The organism is Geobacter psychrophilus (genome assembly GCF_056821595.1).
The window spans coordinates 3,516,962-3,535,723 of record NZ_JBXDTU010000004.1; the positions used below are offsets into that span (position 1 = coordinate 3,516,962).

General features: G+C 53.2%; 16 protein-coding genes. 11 read left to right on the forward strand and 5 right to left on the reverse strand.

Annotated elements, in window-relative coordinates; genetic code table 11:
* The first annotated feature begins 13 nt into the window (after window positions 1-13).
* The 5 genes from rpsR (at window position 14) to ACOCF6_RS18890 (ending at window position 6,539) form a co-directional block, all read left to right on the forward strand.
* Complete coding sequence (rpsR, locus tag ACOCF6_RS18870) at window positions 14-334, forward strand: 30S ribosomal protein S18 (protein ID WP_482461867.1); 321 nt, start codon at window positions 14-16, stop codon at window positions 332-334.
* A 10-nt stretch (window positions 335-344) separates the two neighbouring features.
* Window positions 345-1,307, forward strand: coding sequence for a YybS family protein (locus ACOCF6_RS18875; protein WP_482461868.1), 963 nt, complete (start codon window positions 345-347; stop codon window positions 1,305-1,307).
* Window positions 1,308-1,330: 23 nt separating this feature from the next.
* Window positions 1,331-1,774, forward strand: a complete 444-nt coding sequence (gene rplI, locus ACOCF6_RS18880) for a 50S ribosomal protein L9 (RefSeq protein WP_482461869.1) — start codon at window positions 1,331-1,333, stop codon at window positions 1,772-1,774.
* 130 nt (window positions 1,775-1,904) lie between these two features.
* The gene (locus ACOCF6_RS18885; RefSeq protein ID WP_482461870.1) at window positions 1,905-3,224 is read left to right on the forward strand and encodes a hemolysin family protein; all 1,320 of its coding nucleotides are present in this window, start codon (window positions 1,905-1,907) and stop codon (window positions 3,222-3,224) included.
* Between the two features lie 81 nt (window positions 3,225-3,305).
* A complete protein-coding gene (locus ACOCF6_RS18890) occupies window positions 3,306-6,539 on the forward strand; it encodes a YhdP family protein (protein WP_482461871.1) in 3,234 nt (1,077 codons plus the stop codon).
* A gap of 77 nt (window positions 6,540-6,616) precedes the next feature.
* Here the strand turns inward: ACOCF6_RS18890 and lpxC are convergent, their stop codons facing one another.
* Window positions 6,617-7,444 (reverse strand): UDP-3-O-acyl-N-acetylglucosamine deacetylase, encoded by an 828-nt coding sequence (gene lpxC / locus ACOCF6_RS18895; RefSeq protein ID WP_482461872.1) that lies wholly within the window; start codon window positions 7,442-7,444, stop codon window positions 6,617-6,619.
* Window positions 7,445-7,446: 2 nt separating this feature from the next.
* Entirely contained in the window at window positions 7,447-8,121 is a 675-nt protein-coding gene (cysE, locus tag ACOCF6_RS18900; RefSeq protein ID WP_482461873.1) for a serine O-acetyltransferase, read from the reverse strand.
* Between the two features lie 211 nt (window positions 8,122-8,332).
* Here cysE and ACOCF6_RS18905 point away from each other — a divergent pair, with 211 nt between their 5' ends.
* The 5 genes from ACOCF6_RS18905 (at window position 8,333) to ACOCF6_RS18925 (ending at window position 13,819) form a co-directional block, all read left to right on the forward strand.
* The gene (locus ACOCF6_RS18905) at window positions 8,333-9,958 is read left to right on the forward strand and encodes a fumarate hydratase (protein WP_482461874.1); all 1,626 of its coding nucleotides are present in this window, start codon (window positions 8,333-8,335) and stop codon (window positions 9,956-9,958) included.
* A gap of 174 nt (window positions 9,959-10,132) precedes the next feature.
* The gene (rpsA, locus tag ACOCF6_RS18910) at window positions 10,133-11,353 is read left to right on the forward strand and encodes a 30S ribosomal protein S1 (protein WP_482461875.1); all 1,221 of its coding nucleotides are present in this window, start codon (window positions 10,133-10,135) and stop codon (window positions 11,351-11,353) included.
* Window positions 11,354-11,569: 216 nt separating this feature from the next.
* Window positions 11,570-12,274 carry a PilZ domain-containing protein gene (locus tag ACOCF6_RS18915; protein ID WP_482461876.1) on the forward strand — a complete coding sequence of 235 codons (705 nt, stop codon included), beginning with the start codon at window positions 11,570-11,572 and terminating at the stop codon, window positions 12,272-12,274.
* A 10-nt stretch (window positions 12,275-12,284) separates the two neighbouring features.
* A complete protein-coding gene (locus ACOCF6_RS18920) occupies window positions 12,285-12,791 on the forward strand; it encodes a chemotaxis protein CheX (RefSeq protein ID WP_482461877.1) in 507 nt (168 codons plus the stop codon).
* Window positions 12,792-12,925: 134 nt separating this feature from the next.
* A complete protein-coding gene (locus tag ACOCF6_RS18925) occupies window positions 12,926-13,819 on the forward strand; it encodes an ATP-binding protein (protein WP_482461878.1) in 894 nt (297 codons plus the stop codon).
* An 86-nt stretch (window positions 13,820-13,905) separates the two neighbouring features.
* Here ACOCF6_RS18925 and ACOCF6_RS18930 read toward each other — a convergent pair whose 3' ends face one another.
* Entirely contained in the window at window positions 13,906-14,583 is a 678-nt protein-coding gene (locus ACOCF6_RS18930; protein WP_482461879.1) for an outer membrane protein, read from the reverse strand.
* A gap of 218 nt (window positions 14,584-14,801) precedes the next feature.
* Between ACOCF6_RS18930 and ACOCF6_RS18935 the strand changes: the two genes are divergently transcribed.
* Window positions 14,802-15,275: an FKBP-type peptidyl-prolyl cis-trans isomerase gene (locus ACOCF6_RS18935; protein ID WP_482461880.1), complete on the forward strand. Its 474-nt coding sequence runs from the start codon at window positions 14,802-14,804 to the stop codon at window positions 15,273-15,275.
* Window positions 15,276-15,365: 90 nt separating this feature from the next.
* Here the strand turns inward: ACOCF6_RS18935 and ACOCF6_RS18940 are convergent, their stop codons facing one another.
* On the reverse strand, window positions 15,366-17,012 hold the full coding sequence (locus ACOCF6_RS18940) for a putative manganese-dependent inorganic diphosphatase (RefSeq protein ID WP_482461881.1): 1,647 nt from the start codon (window positions 17,010-17,012) through the stop codon (window positions 15,366-15,368).
* A gap of 120 nt (window positions 17,013-17,132) precedes the next feature.
* The gene (locus tag ACOCF6_RS18945) at window positions 17,133-18,473 is read right to left on the reverse strand and encodes a DEAD/DEAH box helicase (protein WP_482461882.1); all 1,341 of its coding nucleotides are present in this window, start codon (window positions 18,471-18,473) and stop codon (window positions 17,133-17,135) included.
* Between the last annotated feature and the right edge of the window lie 289 nt (window positions 18,474-18,762).

The following is an 18,762-nucleotide window of genomic DNA, read 5'->3' on the forward strand; positions in this document are numbered from 1 at the left end:
AGGATATACTATCATGAGTGACGAAAGACCAACCAGCACCTATCAGCGCCCTTCTTCAGGACCTGGCCAGCGCCCCTCAACCGGCCCTGGCGGACCGCGTAAGAAACGCCCTTTCCAGCGCCGGAAGGTGTGCCGCTTCTGTGCCGAAAAAAATCTGTCGATCGATTACAAAGAGCCGCGCACACTTCGATACTTCATTTCGGAGCGTGGTAAAATCGTTCCGCGCCGCATCTCAGGAAACTGTGCCAGACACCAGCGTGAAATTACCGAGGCCATCAAACGTGCCCGGAATATTGCCCTGCTTCCGGTTGCATCAAACCACGTACTTCCCTGATTCCTGATTGATGAGCCTGACCGACAAGGCCGGACATGTCGTTAGTTCCCGCATATTCGCGGCTCTGATTGGCATGTCCGGCTCATTCATTCTGTTTGCAGCATATCTGGTGATACCCCCGGCGGGTATCTTTTCCGGATTGCTGGCCCCATTCCCGGTAGCATATGTTCGCTTCCGTCACGACCGCTGGATTGCGAGTATCAGTGTTCTGGGCGGCACTGCTGCCATGACTGCAGTATTTGGTCTTACCGCCGGCACCTTCTATCTGGTTCAATGCGGCTTGATTGCTTTGTTGCTGCCGGAACTGCTGTTGCGAGGGTTCAGCGGAGTACGGTCGATTGCCTGGACGACCGCCGCAAATATGACCCTGTTGACGTTGGCGGTTATCTTCTTCAGCATATCCAGCGGCCAGGACATCCATCAGTTGGTCGTTTCTGAAATTCAGGGCAGTGTTGCACAAGCAGTCAGTATTTATGAAAAAAGCGGTGTTAAAGGCGATGAGCTTGTTGTACTGAAGCAGACCATGTCCACGGCAGCTGACCTGGTTATCAGGATGTATCCGGCCTTGGTAACGATTACGCTGATTGCCATGGCAGGGTGTAATCTGGCCCTTTTGCGGCGTTTCGCAATAATCGGATTCCATGATTTGAATCTCGGTGAGTTCAGAGAATACAGAAATCCTGACATTATCGTATGGGTTCTCATTGCGGCCGGTTTTTCCATGCTTGCCGGCAGCCATCTCATCACTACTCCGGCTCTTAATATTCTGGCAATCATACTGCTTCTTTATTTTCTGCAGGGACTGGCGGTGTTGTTTACCATTATAGCCCGTCAGAGCATTGCGGGAGTCCTGCGCGCCGGATTGTATATCATGCTGTTGCTGCAGCCGTATCTGGCAGCGCTGGTCGCAGCAATAGGAATATTTGACCTGTGGGGTGATTTTCGCACCCCCAGAAAACAGGAAAACCTGTAAAACAGGCTTGAAAGGAGAGTTTTATGAAGCTGATTTTGAAAGAAAACATTGAACATCTGGGGCTCATCGGGGATATCGTCAAGGTTGCCCCCGGGTATGCCCGCAACTATCTGCTCCCCAAGGGGTTGGCGGTTGAGGCTACTGAAAAGAACGCCAAGGCGCTTGAGCACATGAAACGTCAGATGGCCTACAAGAAGGATAAGGCTCTGGAATCAGCAAGGAACCTGGCTGCCAAATTGACAGAAACACCGGTTCAGCTGCTGCATAAGGCTGGTGAAGAGGGTAAGCTGTTCGGTTCGGTTACCAATATGGAAATTGCGGCCTTCCTCAAGGCAAAGGGCTTCGAAATTGACCGCAAGACCATTCTGCTGGCAGAGCCTATCAAGAATGTTGGTGAGTTCGACGTAGCGGTAAAGGTTCACCCAGAAGTAACTGCCAACCTCAAAGTAACGGTTGCAGCTGCCTGATTTATCGTCTTACCCGTACAGATTATGCCAAGAGCCTGCCGGAACATTTCCGGCAGGCTCTTGTTTTTTATACGCCGAGGGCTCTTACAATGGCATTGACATTAACGAAGTCATAAAGGAATATACCGGCATGTCCATTTCTGCCATTTATATAGTATCCGTTCTTCTGCTGGTTGCAGCCAATGGTTTTTTTGTTGCATCTGAATTTTCTCTCGTGGCGGTCCGCCGTTCCCGCATCATGGCACTGGCTGAGTCCGGCAACCGTCGTGCCAAGTTGCTGCTGGGTCTTCTTGATCATCTCAACGCCTACATCTCAGCCACACAACTGGGTATTACCATGGCCTCTCTTGCGCTTGGCTGGATTGGCGAACCCGCCGTGGCCAGGTTGCTGGAGGCCCCGCTGCGCGGCCTGGTGTCAGACTCACTCCGGCATACCATCTCGTTTGTTGCTGCATTTACGATTATAACCTTTCTGCATATCGTGCTGGGAGAGCTGGCTCCCAAAACCCTGGCGCTTGAACGTGCTGAACGGGTTGCCCTGGCTATTGCCTGGCCGATGCGCATATTTCACAATTTTTTCCGCTGGCCGATCCTGCTCCTGGACTGGGCCGGTTCGAGTACGGTCAGATTGTTCGGACTTCGTAAAACAGGTGATTTCTCCTCGGTGTATACGGTAGATGAGTTGCGCCAGATTATCGATGTTTCTCATAAAAGCGGCACCCTTGAGCCGGATGAACAGCGTCTGTTGCATCGGGTGTTCGAATTTACCGACGCCGAAGTGCGTGAGGTTATGATGCCGCGTACCCGTGTTGTCGGCCTGGAGTTGTCATCTCCTCGCGATGAGGTCGTGAAGATCGTGCTGGAAAATATGTATTCACGTTACCCGGTATACCGGAAAAGTATTGAGGAAATCGTCGGGGTTGTGCATGGGAAAGACCTTCTGGGCCGTTTGGTGGCCGGTGATGCATTTGATCTTGCGTCCATCATGCTGCCGCCGGTATTTGTTCCGGAAGGGAAGAAGGTGAGCAGTCTACTTAAGGAAATGCAGCGTTCGCGCAACCAGATGGCGTTTGTAGTTGACGAGTACGGCGGCTTGAGCGGTCTGGTAACGACCGAGGATCTGATCGAGGAGCTGGTGGGAGAGATCAGGGATGAACATGATGCCGGCGAGGCGGTACATTTTCAACGGATGGCGGATGGAAGCCAGCTGGTAGACGGACTGCTCTCAATATTCGAACTTGCCGATGCTATTGGTGTCAAGATGGTTGATGATGTACCCTATGAAACGGTTGCAGGCCTGATCCTGCATGAATTGGGCAGGTTTCCGTTACGCGGAGAGTCGGTTGTCTGGCATGACTACCGACTTGTCTGTGAAGAAGTGACCCCTACATCCATCCTCAAGGTGCATATTGTCAGACTGATTCCGGCGGCTGCTGCTCAGGAAAGTTGAAGGCAAATGCTGTTGACGCGGCCTGTGTTACGGTTTATCCTCATCAAAATCTAAGTACCTCAAGGTGCATCCTCACCCCCGATGCAAAAACGAACCTACATCAAATTTTCCGGAATTCTGGCGCTGATAGTCGCGACTTTGATTATCGGTGTTGCCGTATTTCTACCCCGCTTGCTGGATATCAATGCCTATCGAGATGAAATCCTTGCCGCCCTTCAGCAATCTCTCCATCGTAACGTCACCTTCAGCAGCGGTACATTTGCCTGGCACTTCGGGCCATCCTTTGATTTTACCGGTGTTACGGTAAAAGAGCCTGACGGACGCAGCGATTTTCTTAAAGCAGAACGGATAACCGTGAAGCTGGCGTTATTGCCTCTGCTGGAGAAACAGGTTGTTTTGCAGGATGTGCGTGCAGATGGTGCCTTTATCAACCTGGTGCGGAACAGCGATGGCACTCTTAATATTGATGATCTGCTCAAGCCGTCAAAAGACTCGGCACCGGTTCATTTCAGAAAGGTACAGCTGAGACGCAGCTCCATACAGTGGCACGATCTGGCCATCCAGAAGGAAGGATTTCAGTCTGTTGTCCGGAACATTTCCCTTGATCTTGACCGGTTGGCACGTGGTCGCAAAGGTAACATCAAGTTGTTCTGCGAACTGCCAGTAATATCCGGTCTGCCGGGAACATTCACTATGGCTGGTTCGGTAAAGCTACCGGAACAGGACCGCCCACTGACAGAAGCGGAATTGAACGGTGCCGTAGATCTTAAGCAGTTCGAAATCGGCCGCTTCTGGCCATATTACGAACGTTTTATTCCATTTGCCAATACCGGCGGTAAACTGGATGTGTCTACCAGCTTTAAGGGGCGGATCAAGGATTTTGGCGCCAAGGGAAAGATTCGTGTGAGCGGAGCATCAGTGGTTTGGCCGAAAATTTTCCATTACACTGTTGCGCCACGTGCACTTCAGCTGAATTATGATCTCCGCCTGACCGCCTCTTTGATCAATGTGCCTGCTCTGGAACTGACAACGGACGGTTTTCGAATTAAAGGCAGTTTTCAGATGCACGACTATGCCGGCAAGGATCCGCGTATCATTACCAAGGCAAGCACCCCCGGTACCTTCCGTTACGAGGAGATCAGGAGTTATGTGCCCTATGGCATCATCCCGACGGATACGTCTGATTATATCGAACATAAGATCAAGGCCGGCGTCTTCAAGCTCGATACGGGGATTCTGGACGGTCGTATCAGCCAGATTACCCATATGGAACTGGGTGATAACCATAAGACCCTTTTTATTCGTGGACCTGTGGAGAAGGCCGTTCTCAGCTACGGTCCCAAGGCGCCGGTTTTTTCCAACATCAAGGGTACGATCGAACTCAAAGACAAAAATTTCAGCCTGATCAATATGACAGCCCTGTTTGGAGAATCTCCGCTCAAGCTGAATGGTTCGATTACCGAATACAACACCGATAAACCGTCCGATTATCCGGTACGCATGGAAATCACACCGCACCCGCCCGAAGTTGCCTGGCTGGCCCGGATCGCAGGTGCTTCCAGGCTGGAGTTCAACGGCACCTCGGCACTTGTTCTGACTGGCAACGGCCATTATTCTGCGTATCGACTGAATGGAGGCTGGGAGCTTAAGCAAGCGGCGTATCTATTCCCGGGAGCAATCCGCAAACCGGCCGGCATGGTCAACCATCTCACCTTTTCTTCCGTCATCAGTGCCGGTGAAACCAGGTTGACCAGTCTGGCGTACAATTTATCTCCCCTGATGCTTTCAGCTACAGCTCATTTGAAGTATAGCGGACAGCCCTATCTGGGATTCGAAGTTCAGACCAATCCCTTTACCATGGGCGAAGCACTTCCCATTATGATCGGGTGGCAACAGTACCACCCGCGCGGCAGGCTGCAGGCCCATATCGCCGGTTCCGGCAACCCGGAGGAATTCTCTGCCATGAATTTTACCGGGAATGTTGCCCTCAATTCATTTGCTGTTCAGCCGGACGATAAACTGAAGGTCATCAGCGGCATCAACGGAAATATCTCCTTCAAGGGCAATAGCCTCGAAACATCCAATGTTTCTGCCCGCTACGGTGATTCTCCGCTGAATGTCAAGGGCAGGATAGGCAGTTTGAAAAACGGTGAAGCTGAAATAACGTTGTCCTCCCCCCAATTGTTGCTGAGGGATCTCAATCTGGCACCAATAAAATCGGATGTAGCCATACGTCGCATGAACAGCAATTTCTCTGTCCGAGAGGGCAGATACACAATCAATAGTTTCTCAGGTCTGCTGAATGCCTCCAATTTCAGTATCAGTGGCGTGTATGCCGGTGGACGCTCCCCGGAGGCTGCTTTTACTGTTACCTCATCAAATCTGGATGTGGATGATCTTCTGCTGCTTGCCAGGCTGGGGGAACAGGGCGGTAGTGCAGCGAATCAGGGTGCTAAAAAAACTGATATGAAACTCAAGCTGATTGCCGAGGCCGGAAAATACGGCAGGATTCCTTTCAGCAAGCTGAATGTGGCAGCTCATCAGGACGCAGGCATACTTTATCTGCAGGGGCTTGATGCAGTCGTATTTGGCGGCAGACTGGCAGCCAAGGGCAGAGTTGCCCCCGGAGGCGAACTGGGCAGCCGCTATGACCTCAATTTCAATCTTGAGCGGGTTGATGCCGACCGTTTTCTGCATGCTCTGGATATATCCCGTGATGTAACCGGATCTTTGAATGTGCAGGGTGATGTAACCGCTCGTGGGGATGCCTTGGCGGATATCAAAAAGACAGCACTGGGCAATGTTCGGCTGCGGCTTGAAAACGGAAAGCTGCGCAAGTTCAATGTGCTTTCCAAGATGTTTTCTATCCTCAATGTGTCACAGTTGCTCAAGATGCAGTTGCCTGACATGGTTGCGGACGGCATGCCCTACAATGAAATCAAGGGCAGTTTTGCCATCAGTGACGGCGGTGTTGTCACTCAGGATCTGTTTATCGCGAGCGATGCCATCAACGTGTCGGTAGTTGGAAAAGCCGATATTGTCAAAGAGGATCTGAATTTTACAATCGGTGTCCAGCCGCTCCAGACAGTTGACAAGGTCGTCAACCGCATACCGGTGGTGGGCTGGCTTCTGACCGGCAAGGATAAGGACTTCCTGACGGTCTTCTTTGAGGCGAAAGGGAAGTGGTCCGATCCTCAGGTTTCAGCAATACCGGCCAAGTCTTTGGCTAAAGGGGTGTTTAATGTCTTCAGGCGGGTCTTTGAGCTGCCGGTGCGTCTGTTTACGGATACAGGAGAGGTGATATTGGGGAAATGAACCAACGCGCATTAGAGCGTAAACCCCGCATGCACCCATAGCGTGGTGCATGCGGGGTTTTTTGTCGATGCCGGCATTTAGTAGATTGCGTAGTTGGCGGGATCCGAGAAGAGTTCTTTCAGCAGCAGGTTGTTGAGATAATGGCCGGTCTTGTTGGCTTCGACCTTGCCCATGATACGGTAGCCGCTGGTGTACAGGTCTCCGATCAGGTCGAGGATCTTGTGGTTGACCAGCTCCTTGCGGTAGCGCAATCCATGGGGATTGACGATGTCATCAGTGCCGATTACCACCGCATTATCCAGCGATCCGCCCTTGGCAAGCCCGGCCTTTTTGATTGCTTCGATTTCTTCCAGCAGGGTAAACGTTCGCGAATTGATGATCGCGAAGGCGTTCTCCACATCCGTGACCCGTTTTTTCTGCTTGCCCACCGGCTGGCGGAACTCGATGGTCATGGTGATATCCAGGGTATTGTGCGGTTTGATGCGTACCCAGGCGTCATTGTGCTTGACCTCCACCGGGCGCTGCACCTTCAGATACACGCTGTTTTCGGGGAATTCATATACTCCGGCTTTCCACATGCCCTGGTAGAACTCCCAGGCCGATCCATCCAGAATCGGTACTTCGGGCCCGTCGATGTATACGAGGCAGTTGGTGATCCCTGAAAAATAGAAGGCCGCCATCAGGTGTTCGACCGTGGATACCGATACCCCCTCACGGGCGATCAGGGTCGACAGGCGGGTATCGGCCACCATATCGTAACGGGCCGGAATGGTGATGCCTTTGTAAATGAAGGCGATGCCGAATTCGCGTCGTGGAAGGAATTCAAGGGTAACAGGCTGGCCGGTATGCAGGCCGATACCGGTGATTTTAAAGATGCGGTTGATGGTTGTCTGGCGCTTGATCATGATCAGGCATCCAGCCGCTTTTTCAACTGTTCATGTTCTTTGGCAAGCAGGTCATATTTCCGTTCCAGCTCACGAATCTGGTCGAACAGGCAGGAAATGGCCTTGGCCTCTGGGTCAGGCAGCTGACCATGCTGAAGATCTGCCCGGCCGACATCCTTTTTCTCCTGCTCCATGACCATTCTGCCGGGTATGCCGACAACGGTGGCGTTCTCGGGAACCTCTTTTACGACCACCGAATTTGAACCGATTTTAGCTCCCTTGCCGACGGTGAACGGTCCCAGTATCTTGGCGCCTGAACCGATAACCACGTTGTCAGCCAGGGTAGGGTGCCGCTTGATCTTGTCCCAGGTTACGCCACCCAGGGTTACGCCGTGATAAAGGGTTACATTGTCGCCGATTTCCGCTGTCTCGCCAATCACTACGCCCATGCCATGATCGATGAAAAACTTGCGGCCGATTTTAGCGCCGGGGTGGATCTCGACTCCGGTCAGAAACCGACCGATATGGGAGGTGAAACGCCCCAGGAAATAGAACTCATTGATCCAGAACAGGTGGGCGATCCGGTAGATCCACAGAGCGTGCAGGCCGGGATAACAAAAGATGATCTCAAACACGTTGCGTGCCGCGGGGTCGCGTTCAAAGACCGAATTAATATCTTCGCGAAGGTTTTTGAACATAGCTGAATACCTCGAAAGTCAGTGAAAAACCGAAGGGATACAGGTAGCATACCCCAGCAAATGTGTCAAATTAATCGTTTTCCTGCACGCAAACTTTATGTGTAAACTTCGCACTCGACAAAGAGGTCAATTTTAACTAAGATGGCCTCCCTGTATACACTATCTCGGTCCTCTGCGGCCTACCACCAATGACACGAAAGGAGCTTTACCCATGGCAACTCCCGAATTTACGTATCAGGACCCGTTTCCGATTGGCCCGGACAAGACCGTGTACCGCAAGATTGAAGGTTCAGAAAAATACGTTGTAGTTGAAAAATTTGCCGACAAGGACGTCGTCCGGATCTGTCCCGAGGCGCTCTCGATTCTGTCGAACGAGGCCATGCGTGATGTCTCTTTTCTGCTGCGTCCGGCCCATAACGAGCAGGTTGCCAAGATCCTGAGCGACCCGGAAGCATCCATGAACGACAAGGGCGTGGCACTGGCCTTTCTGCGCAACGCCGAAATCGCTGCCCAGTTCGACCTGCCGGTCTGCCAGGATACTGGCACGGCCACCATCGCCGCCAAGAAGGGCCAGCAGGTCTGGACCGGTGTCAGGGATGAGGAGTGGCTCTCCAAAGGGATTTACAAGACCTACACGGAGGAAAATCTGCGCTATTCCCAGACCGTGGCACTGGATATGTATGAAGAGATCAACACCGGCACCAACCTGCCGGCCCAGATCGACATCCTAGCCACTGACGGTGATTACTACAAGTTCCTTTTTATGGCCAAAGGGGGCGGTTCCGCCAACAAGACCATGCTGTATCAGGAAACCAAGGCCCTGCTCACGCCGGATAAGCTTGAAAAGTATCTGATCGAGAAGATGAAATATCTGGGCACCGCCGCCTGCCCCCCCTACCACATCGCCTTCGTCATCGGCGGCACCTCGGCCGATGCCTGCATGAAGACCGTCAAGCTGGCCACTGCCAAGGAACTGGATGGACTTCCCAGCCAGGGCAACGCACATGGTCAGGCCTTCCGCGATATCGAGCTGGAGGAGCGACTGCTGGTCGCCGCTCAGAAACTTGGCATCGGCGCCCAGTTCGGCGGCAAGTACTTTGCCCACGATGTGCGCGTTATCCGCCTGCCCCGCCATGGCGCGTCCTGTCCGGTCGGTATGGCGGTTTCCTGTTCGGCCGACCGCAACATCAAGGCCAAGATCACCCGGGACGGCCTGTTCGTGGAGGAGATGGACCGCAATCCCGGACGTCTGATTCCGGCCCAGTACCGCGGCAAGCATGAGCATGGCGTCAAGATTGATCTGAACAAGCCGATCAAGGAGATTCTGGCCGAGTTGAGCAAACACCCGGTCTCAACCCCGCTGCTGCTGAACGGCACCATCGTGGTAGGACGCGACATTGCCCACGCCAAGTTCAAGGAGATCATGGACAGTGGCAAGCCGTTGCCCGAGTACCTGAAGAATCATCCGATCTATTACGCCGGTCCGGCCAAGACCCCCAAGGGCAAGGCCTCCGGCTCTTTCGGCCCCACCACTGCAGGTCGCATGGACAGCTACGTCGATGAGCTTCAATCCAAGGGCGGTTCGATGATCATGATCGCCAAAGGCAATCGCAGCCAGCAGGTAACGGATGCCTGCAAGAAGTATGGTGGTTTCTATCTCGGCTCCATCGGCGGCCCGGCCGCTGTTCTGGCGGAAGAGAATATCAAGAAGGTAGAGTGCATCGATTTCCCTGAACTGGGGATGGAAGCGGTCTGGAAAATAGAAGTGGAAAATTTCCCGGCCTTTATCCTGGTGGATGACAAGGGCAATGATTTCTTCAAACAGCTAGGATTGTAAAAGGTCAGCAGTTGGTATAAAGGCCCCCCGATTGCCAAGGTAACCGGGGGGCCTTTTTAATTATTGCTGGAGTTCTTTGGACAAATACCTCACATTAGACAGCTTGACACAGCGGATCATACTTGAATAACCTGCCCGCTATAAAAATCCAAATCACGGAAATGGGAAGAGCCAATGACAGATACTGACGATCTGAAGGGTGCAGTGGAAGAAGAAGCTAACGAAGAAAGCTTTGCTGAGCTTTTTGAACAGCAGAGCGCCAAGCAAAGTGCCTGGCTGGAGCCGGGGCAGAAGGTAACGGCGCGGGTACTGAAAGCCAATGCCGAGTGGATCTTCATCGATACCGGCCAAAAAGGGGAAGGGGTTGTTGACAGCAAGGAGTTCCTCGACCTGGATGGTAATGTGACGGTCAAGGAGGGTGACAGCATCGCTGCCTATTTCTTGTCCTCCAGTCATGGGGAGATGCGCTTTACCACAAGGCTTGGCGGCAGCGGCGCTTCCGGCAGCGCGCAGCTCGAAGATGCGTGGCGCTCAGGTGTGCCGGTTGAGGGCGTGGTTGAGAAAGAGATCAAGGGGGGCTACGAAATCAAACTGGGCGGCACGGCCCGGGCTTTTTGCCCCTTTTCGCAGATTGCACTACGTCGTGTGGATAACGCTGAGTCGCTCATTGGTACGCGTCTGGCATTCCGCATCTCCGACTACGCTGAGAATGGGCGTAATATAGTTGTTTCCCGTCGGGCATTACTTGAAGAAGAACAACGCCGGCTCAGGGAAGAGGCCCAATCCGCAATCTCTGTAGGGATGACGGTTGCCGGTACGGTTACCTCGCTGCAGGATTTTGGCGCCTTTGTTGATATCGGCGGCCTGGAGGGGCTGATTCCTATTTCTGAGATCGGCTGGAGCAGGGTCAATGATGTTCGCGATGTGCTGAACATCGGCCAACAGGTGCAGGTTGTGATCAAAACAATCGACCGTGAGAAGGAGCGCATTTCTCTCAGTCTCAAGGATACGTTGGCAGACCCATGGGATCAGGTTCTGGAGAGGTTTCCGGAGGGGTCGTTCCATACCGGCAGCGTGTCACGACTGGCTCCTTTTGGCGCTTTTGTTACCCTGGGGGACGGCGTCGACGGATTGATCCATATTTCCAAGCTGGGCGCCGGCAAACGCATCAATAATCCGCGCGAGGTCTTGAAGGAAGGTGAGGCGGTCGAGGTCAGAATAGAGGCGGTCAACCGCACTGAACACCGCATTTCTCTGGCTCTGGCAGGTGTCGCCCGCGCTGCCGAAGAGGAAGAAGCAACGCTGTCGGAATATCGTAGGCAGGCATCCGAAGCGCCCAAAGGGATGGGGACGTTGGGAGACCTGTTGCAGGCCAGAATGAAAAACAGGAAATGAGTTCAGGCAATAGATGTATCTGTATTCTTGGAATTTTCTTTTAAGTGTTGCCACATGATAACCATCTGATATACATAACACAGAAGATTCTTTCAACTTGTGCCCGCAGGTTCACTCATTCGAATGAATGTTGAACAGAAGCACGGAATCTGGATGAAATCTGTGGCGGGTAAATGCTAACACACTATCCGGTTTACCAGGGTTAGGAATGGTTGCATGATTCTTCCGGTAATCAGTTATCCGCTGCTCGTTATCTCATATAATGCGGACATACGTAGGGCGTTCCTGGAAAACCTGCAGCGTATTAATGCGACAGGAGTGGCGTGCGAAAGTTTTCTTGAGGCAGAGGATAGTGCCCGTGATGGGGTATTCAACGGGGTTTTGGTAGACCTTCAATCCATAGTTAAGGCTAAAGGGGATGAAAAGGTTATTGCCTGTTCGTTGACCGGATTTTATCCGACACTCAGGGTGAGGGCAATCGGGGGGATGCTGGTGCCCATGGCCATGCCGGGAGATGCCAGGCAGGATAACAGTCTCAGCGATTTTCTCAACAAAAGCTGCCGTGCCTTTACGCCGAGACGGCTGAGACGTCACCGCCGCCGGGATATTGTCCTTTCAGCGGTTTCAAGCTTGCGAGCACCAGAGGACCGCCTGTTCGCTTTGAATATGTCCTGGGGAGGGGCATTCATTGTTGATGCCCACCCGGAACAGTATCAGATCAGTCAGGATATTCAGATTGCTTTTCCTGAATATTCGTACTCATTTATCGCTTCCGTCCGCTGGATTTGTCCATGGGGGTTGCGGCGGATTCCAGGCGTAGGTGTGGAGTTCCGCAGTATCGATGAACACATGGAATCAATGCTTTCAGCAATACTGCAACATGATAGAGAAACAGATCGAGACAGGATGGTAGCCCGTTAAGGAGGTTGCGATGTCATTGCCCGCATTGATGTATGATCAACTCGGTACAACTGAAGATGAACTGATCGCGCAGTTTCACAAAGATGTCCAGGACGTCTTTACCACCATGGTGGGGGTTGAGGATCTGCTGCATCTGCCCCTGCAGGTGGATCCCAAGACCCATTTCAGTGATTGTATTACGGCGATGGTGGGGTTGGCTGGTCTTTTTAATGGTCTCGTCAGCCTGCATGTACCGCAGAAACTGGCGCTTTCATTCACATCGAGCATGATTGGCATGGACGTCTCCGAATTGAATGAAGATGTCAACGATGCCCTGGGTGAAATCGCCAATATGATCGCGGGATCATTCAAACATCATCTTTCCAAGGATGGTCATGAAGTCAGGCTTTCGACCCCCTCGGTTGTCAGCGGCAAGGAATATGTAATCTCTTCGGGGTCTCTGGCAAATACCCTCACATTACTTTTTGATTCCAACGAAGAGTGGTTCATGATAAGTGTCGTAATTGATATGGATTAGTTAACACCTTTCTGATGTGAATAAATTAGTCACTGGTCGCCACATCGGGAGGGCAGTGATTTTTTTTGTCTACGTTTTATTGGTTTGCCTCCCGGAAATTTATCCGGAATACACTATGAAAAGAAAGAGAAACAATGCTCAATTTGAAACCTGAAGTTGTTGCCCAGCTGGAAAGAGTACTCAGTTCCGTTGAAATGTTGCTTCCCAAAGCCGTTGCCCCGATTAACTGGGCAACATGTCACGCTGCCAACTGGCGCCGTCATTCATTTTCCGGCTATCTCGAACCGGTCAGGGTGACGGATACCACAACCCTGAACGAGCTGCTGGGTGTCGAGGAGCAGAAGGAGATCATGGTCAGCAACACCAGGCAGTTTCTGGCCGGTTTGCCGGCCAACAACGCCCTGCTGTGGGGGTCACGTGGTTCGGGCAAGTCGTCGCTGGTTAAGGCCCTGCTCAATGAGTTCGGGCCCAAAGGGTTGCGTTTCATCCAGGTTGAAAAGGAAGATCTGATCTATCTTTCCGAAATATTCACCGCTGTTGAGAACCAGCCTTATCGCTTCATCCTCCTGTGCGACGACCTGACCTTTGAGGTCGGTGAGTTGAGTTACAAGATGCTGAAAAGTGCCCTGGACGGCTCGGTTTATTCGGCGCCGGAGAACGTTCTGATCTATGTCACCTCCAACCGTCGCCATCTACTGCCGGAATATGAAAGCGACAACATTGGCGGCAAATTTGTCAGGGGCGAACTGCAGCAGAGTGAAGCCATGGAAGAAAAGGTGTCGCTGTCCGACCGTTTCGGCATCTGGGTGGCCTTCTACGCCTTTTCCCAGGATCGTTACCTTGACGCCGTGCGTCTGTCGGTCGAACGCGAAGCGCGCCAGCGCAAGCTGACGATCCCCTGGAGCAAGGAACTGGAGCAGGATGCCGTTCAGTGGTCCCACGACAAGAGCAAGCGTTGCGGTCGGACCGCGTTTCAATTTGCAAAAAACTGGGTCGGGCGCTATCTGCTTGCCAAGGACAATGCCTGAATAAACTGTAGATCTGTTTGATTCCATCAAAAAAGCCGCAACCTTTAGGGGAAGCGGCTTTTTTGTACCTGGATGTGGCAGCAAGGTCAGAACTTGAATTTGAATCCGACCAGCGCGTTGTGGCTTTCGAATTTCATGTTGCTCGAAATAACATCGCCATCAAGATTTGCCTTCTCAGTCACGAAGTAACGATAACCGATGTCGAGTGAATAGCGGCTGTTAAGAGCAATATCCATGCCTGCGCCGACCTGGGAGGCAAAGACGGTGTCGTTGCTTTCATCATACAACGGCGTGTATCCCTGTATGCTGCCAACCCCGTTGGTATTGCTGATGTGTATGGTTGCAAAGCCGATGCCACCGCCCACATAGGGCGTTACACGGGAAGGGTTATGCAAGTCGAAGTACGCGTTGAACATGGTTGCAAACACCCCCACGTCTCCGTCAACATTGCGGAAACGTTCGCCGGTTGAATTGTTGGTGACCTTGTCGATACCGGCGTGACGGTAGGATAGTTCGCCCTCCAGTCGCAGGAACCCGAAGTCATAGCCTCCGGTGCCGCCAACGTAGACACCCGGATCGAAAGTGACCTGATCGCTGAACGAACCGCCGCTACTGGAGTCAAAGCTGTTCACAGTGGCATCCCTGGCAAAGCTGGTGCCCAGGAATCCGGATACGTAGGGGCCGGGACGATCGGCAGCGGCCAGGCTGAGAGAAGGAATGGAAAAAATGAGAAGGGTGAATACGATACCTAGCAACGTTTTCATAATGAACCTCCGCATGTCTGGAATGTTGATGGCGCTGTGGCAGGTTTCAAAACAAGCTTAATTCAGCACAACACTGAATTGAGGCTATTATATCAGGTATCCCGACAACATCAAATACTTCTCGGCTGTTTTGCGTTGCCTGCTGACATTTTTCCCGTGATGTGGTATGAGAGAGTCGGGTGCTGAACAAAATTCAACCAGCATAAGGAGGTTGCAGGATGGGTATCAGGAAAAGTGCGGTTATCGTGGCGGCGTTGTCGTCAATGTGTGTCATTCCGGCAATGGCTGCCCAGGAGCAGGCCGGTTCCAAGGAAAAGAGCACTGTCTCCAAGATGGTTGTTACCGCCAAGACGGTTATTTCGGCTTCGGGACTCAAATATGTCGATGTCAAGGTTGGCAGTGGCGCGTCGCCGGTCAAGGGCAAGCAGGTCAAGGTGCACTATACCGGAACCCTGGAGAACGGCAAGAAGTTCGACAGCTCGGTTGACCGCAAAGAACCTTTCTCTTTCGTTATCGGGGTTGGACAGGTCATTCCCGGCTGGGACGAAGGGGTTATGAGCATGAAGGTCGGCGGCAAGCGCAAGCTTATTATTCCGTCAAAACTGGGCTACGGTGAGCGCGGAGCAGGCGCAGTCATTCCTCCCAATGCTACGCTTCTCTTTGATGTTGAGTTGCTGGATGTAGCCAAATAAAGCAGGGTGAAATTACCGGGTATGAAAACGGGGAAATGCGAAGAGCATTTCCCCGTTCCCGGTTTTTGCGTCAGACCTGGAAATTCCCTGTCAGAGCGCCCCCAGAACCTTTAACAGATGCGGCACCATCTGCTTTTTACGCGACATGACCCCCTTCAGCTCATACAGGTGCGGCTCCAGCTGGGTATATCCCATGACGTGGGCCAATTCGTTTTTCCCTTCCACAAGAAAGAGTGATGTCTCGGTGTAGATGTCGGTAACCATCAAGCCAGCCAGTGCCAGCCGATCCTGGTCCTTGATTCGCTTCAGCGCTTCCCGTAAATTATCCTTGAGATCATAGAATTCATCGAACCCGACGACCTCCACCTGACCGACCCCGAAAAGCGTCTCGGCGGCGTTGAAATGTTTAAAGTCGGCCCGGACCGCCTTTTCCGGAGTGCCGTAGGCGCTGAAGCCGCTACAGGAAGAGAATATCTCCCTGCCGAAGGTGGCATGGTCAAGCTTTGCCAGCCCTTCCAGCCATACAACGATTTCCCGGTCGCGAGCCGTCGTAGTCGGGGACTTCAGGATGACCGTATCGGAGAGGATGCCGGACAGAAGCAATGCGGCTATCTTTTGATCCGGATCAAGTCCCCGTTCACGATACAGGCTTGCAACCAGTGTACAGGTACTGCCGACCGGGGCAGCCATAAACGTGATTGGCTGATCAGTCGGTGAGTTGCCAAGCTTGTGGTGGTCGATGACTTCAAGAATTTCGACCGATTCGGCGCCCGGGACGGCTTGGGCCAGTTCATTGTGGTCCATCAGGATCAGTGCATAGGGTATCGGAGCCAGCAGTGACGACTTGGTGGCAATCCCGGCGATGCTGCCGTCTTCTTCTACGACGACAACGGCCGATTCTCCCGAGTGGAGCAGCTTCAATCGCAGATGTTCCAGCGGTTCAGCCACCCCGACCTTTTCAAATTTCGGTTCCACGAAGCATGATAGCGGTGTGGAAAGCCGGGCCAGCCAGGCGGCTGTGGCTGTGTCGTGGGTTGTGGAGATAATCGTGGTGCCGGCTGCCCGGGCTGCGGCCAGCAGCCCGTCATTGACCGTAAACCCGCCGGTAATGACCAGAATCCGTACACCTCTTTCGATGGCGGCCTGCTGAATTGACGGGCGGTCACCGGTCATGACCAGCAGCGTTGCCGGGTCATAGCCTTCGATTCGCCTGGAGAACGAATCCTCAATCATGGCCCCGATAAAGAGGTGCAGATGCTCGACATCATCGGTCGCTGTTCCTGTCAGAAAAACACCGTTCAGGCATTCTGCCAGAGCGCGTTGTGAAGTATCCACACCCCGTTTGCGATCGGTTCCGGCGACCAGGTATTTCTCTGAAAGCTTCAGCAGGGATACGAGACCGATGGGGGTCTTGTCCTTGTCCACCACCGGCAGTACTCGGATGGTATGGTGGTGAAACAGTTCCAGGACCTGCTTGAGCGTCATGGTGGCAGAGGCGGTGACCGGCTGGCGTTTGAGGATGTCCCGCACCTTGGGATGTACATCCGATAGGTACAGTGGTGCCTCAATGCCAAGACGCTCAAGGATATAGCGGGTCTGGGGATTTGGTTCTCCGGCCATGGCTGCATGGACATCGGGCAGACCCTGTCGTTTCTTCAATTCCGCATAGGCAATGGCTGACGCTATTGAGTCGGTATCGGGGTTTTTGTGCCCGATTACATAAATTTTTCTGTTCATGGCTGCTCCGAAATTATGAAGTTCGAGAAGTATAGAGACGGCTTGACAATAAGTCAAACAGACACAAAAAAGGACCGGCGCAGTGCCGATCCTTGTTTGAAATCTATTCGAGCCTGACTATCAACGCGCCCGGGGTGCCCGTTGCGGATGGCGGGCAGCTGGTGCTGAGGACGGCTGAACCGGTTTTCCGCCTGGCGGTTGCGGCCTTCCCGATGCAGGCGATTTGGGAGCGCCCGGTCTGCCCGGGGTTGCATGTGTTGATTCCCGTTTTGCCGGTTTCTTGTGGTTCTGGGGCGGACGCGGCGGGCGGGCAAACTCGCTGTCCTTGTGAGGTGCCGGAATGCTGTAATCGAACCCTTCAATCGTACGCCGTTCGATCTGTGAGTTGAGTTTCTTCTCGATAGTCCGCACCATGATCGTGTCATCGGCGGTCACCAGGGTAAAGGCGTCACCGCTGCGGGCAGCACGGCCGGTACGGCCGATGCGGTGGATATATGCCTCGGGCGTGTCGGGGATGTCATAGTTAACCACATGGGAAATCTGGGATACGTCAATGCCGCGGGCGGCGATGTCGGTGGCTACCAGAATCTGATAGGTACCGTCACGGAAACCGTCCAGGGCAGCCTGACGGCGGTTCTGGGAGAGGTTGCCCTGCAGCGAAGCGGCCTTGTAGCCGGCAGCTCCCAGCTGTTCTCCCAGGCGTTTGGCGCGGTGCTTGGTGCGGGTAAAGATCAGCACCGAATCCGTATCGGTATGTTTCAGCAATTCAAGCAACAGGCCCGTTTTCAGATGCTGTGCAACCGGATACATGGCATGGGACACGGTGACCGGCGGTGCGGTGCTGCCAACCTGGATCGTAACCGGTTTTGACAGGATATCTCCGGCCAGCCGGCGGATGTCGTCCGGCATGGTGGCCGAGAACAGAAGCGTCTGCCGCTTTTCGGGGATGTGTTTGAGGATCTTGCGGATATCCGGCAGAAATCCCATGTCGAACATCTGGTCGGCCTCGTCCAGTACCAGTACTTCCAGGCTGGACAGATTAACCGTGCCCTGGCCGATGTGGTCGAGCAGCCTTCCGGGACAGGCTACGACGATCTCGACGCCCTGTTTCAGTTTGCTGATCTGGGGATTGACGTTCACACCGCCGTAGATGGTCATGCTTCTCAGGCGGGTCTGTTTTGCCAGTACGGTGATGGCCTCGTTGATCTGTTCCGCCAGTTCACGGGTCGGGGCGACAATCAGCGCGCGAATCTTGCCGCGTTCGCCCTGCATCAGGCGGTGCAGGATCGGTAGTGCGAAAGCAGCGGTTTTGCCGGTGCCGGTCTGGGCCAGGCCCATGACGTCAAGGCCCTGCATGACAGGGGGGATGCCCTGCGACTGAATCGGTGTCGGTGAGATGTAGCCTGCAGCCGTAACACCGGCAGCAACCTGGGGATGGAAATTGAATTTCTTGAAATCCATGTAACTCCTTCTTTGTAGTGAGTCAGAAGCTGTTTTCTGCACCTGGTTAAGGCCGAAACTAACTTCGTTAACGCACGTATCCTGATTTTCAGGGCTGGTTGAATGCATAAAAAAGGCCCCGGAGTAATTCCGGGGCCTACGTTGACGTGATTTTCCGGGAACAGCACTTTACTTTTGTTACCGTACCAGCTTTGATCTTTACATGTCAAGTAGTTACTTGGATATGGACCGAGTCCGAGAAAAGGATTGACAGGCGTGCAGCACCTCTTTATATTGAAAATCATGTTCA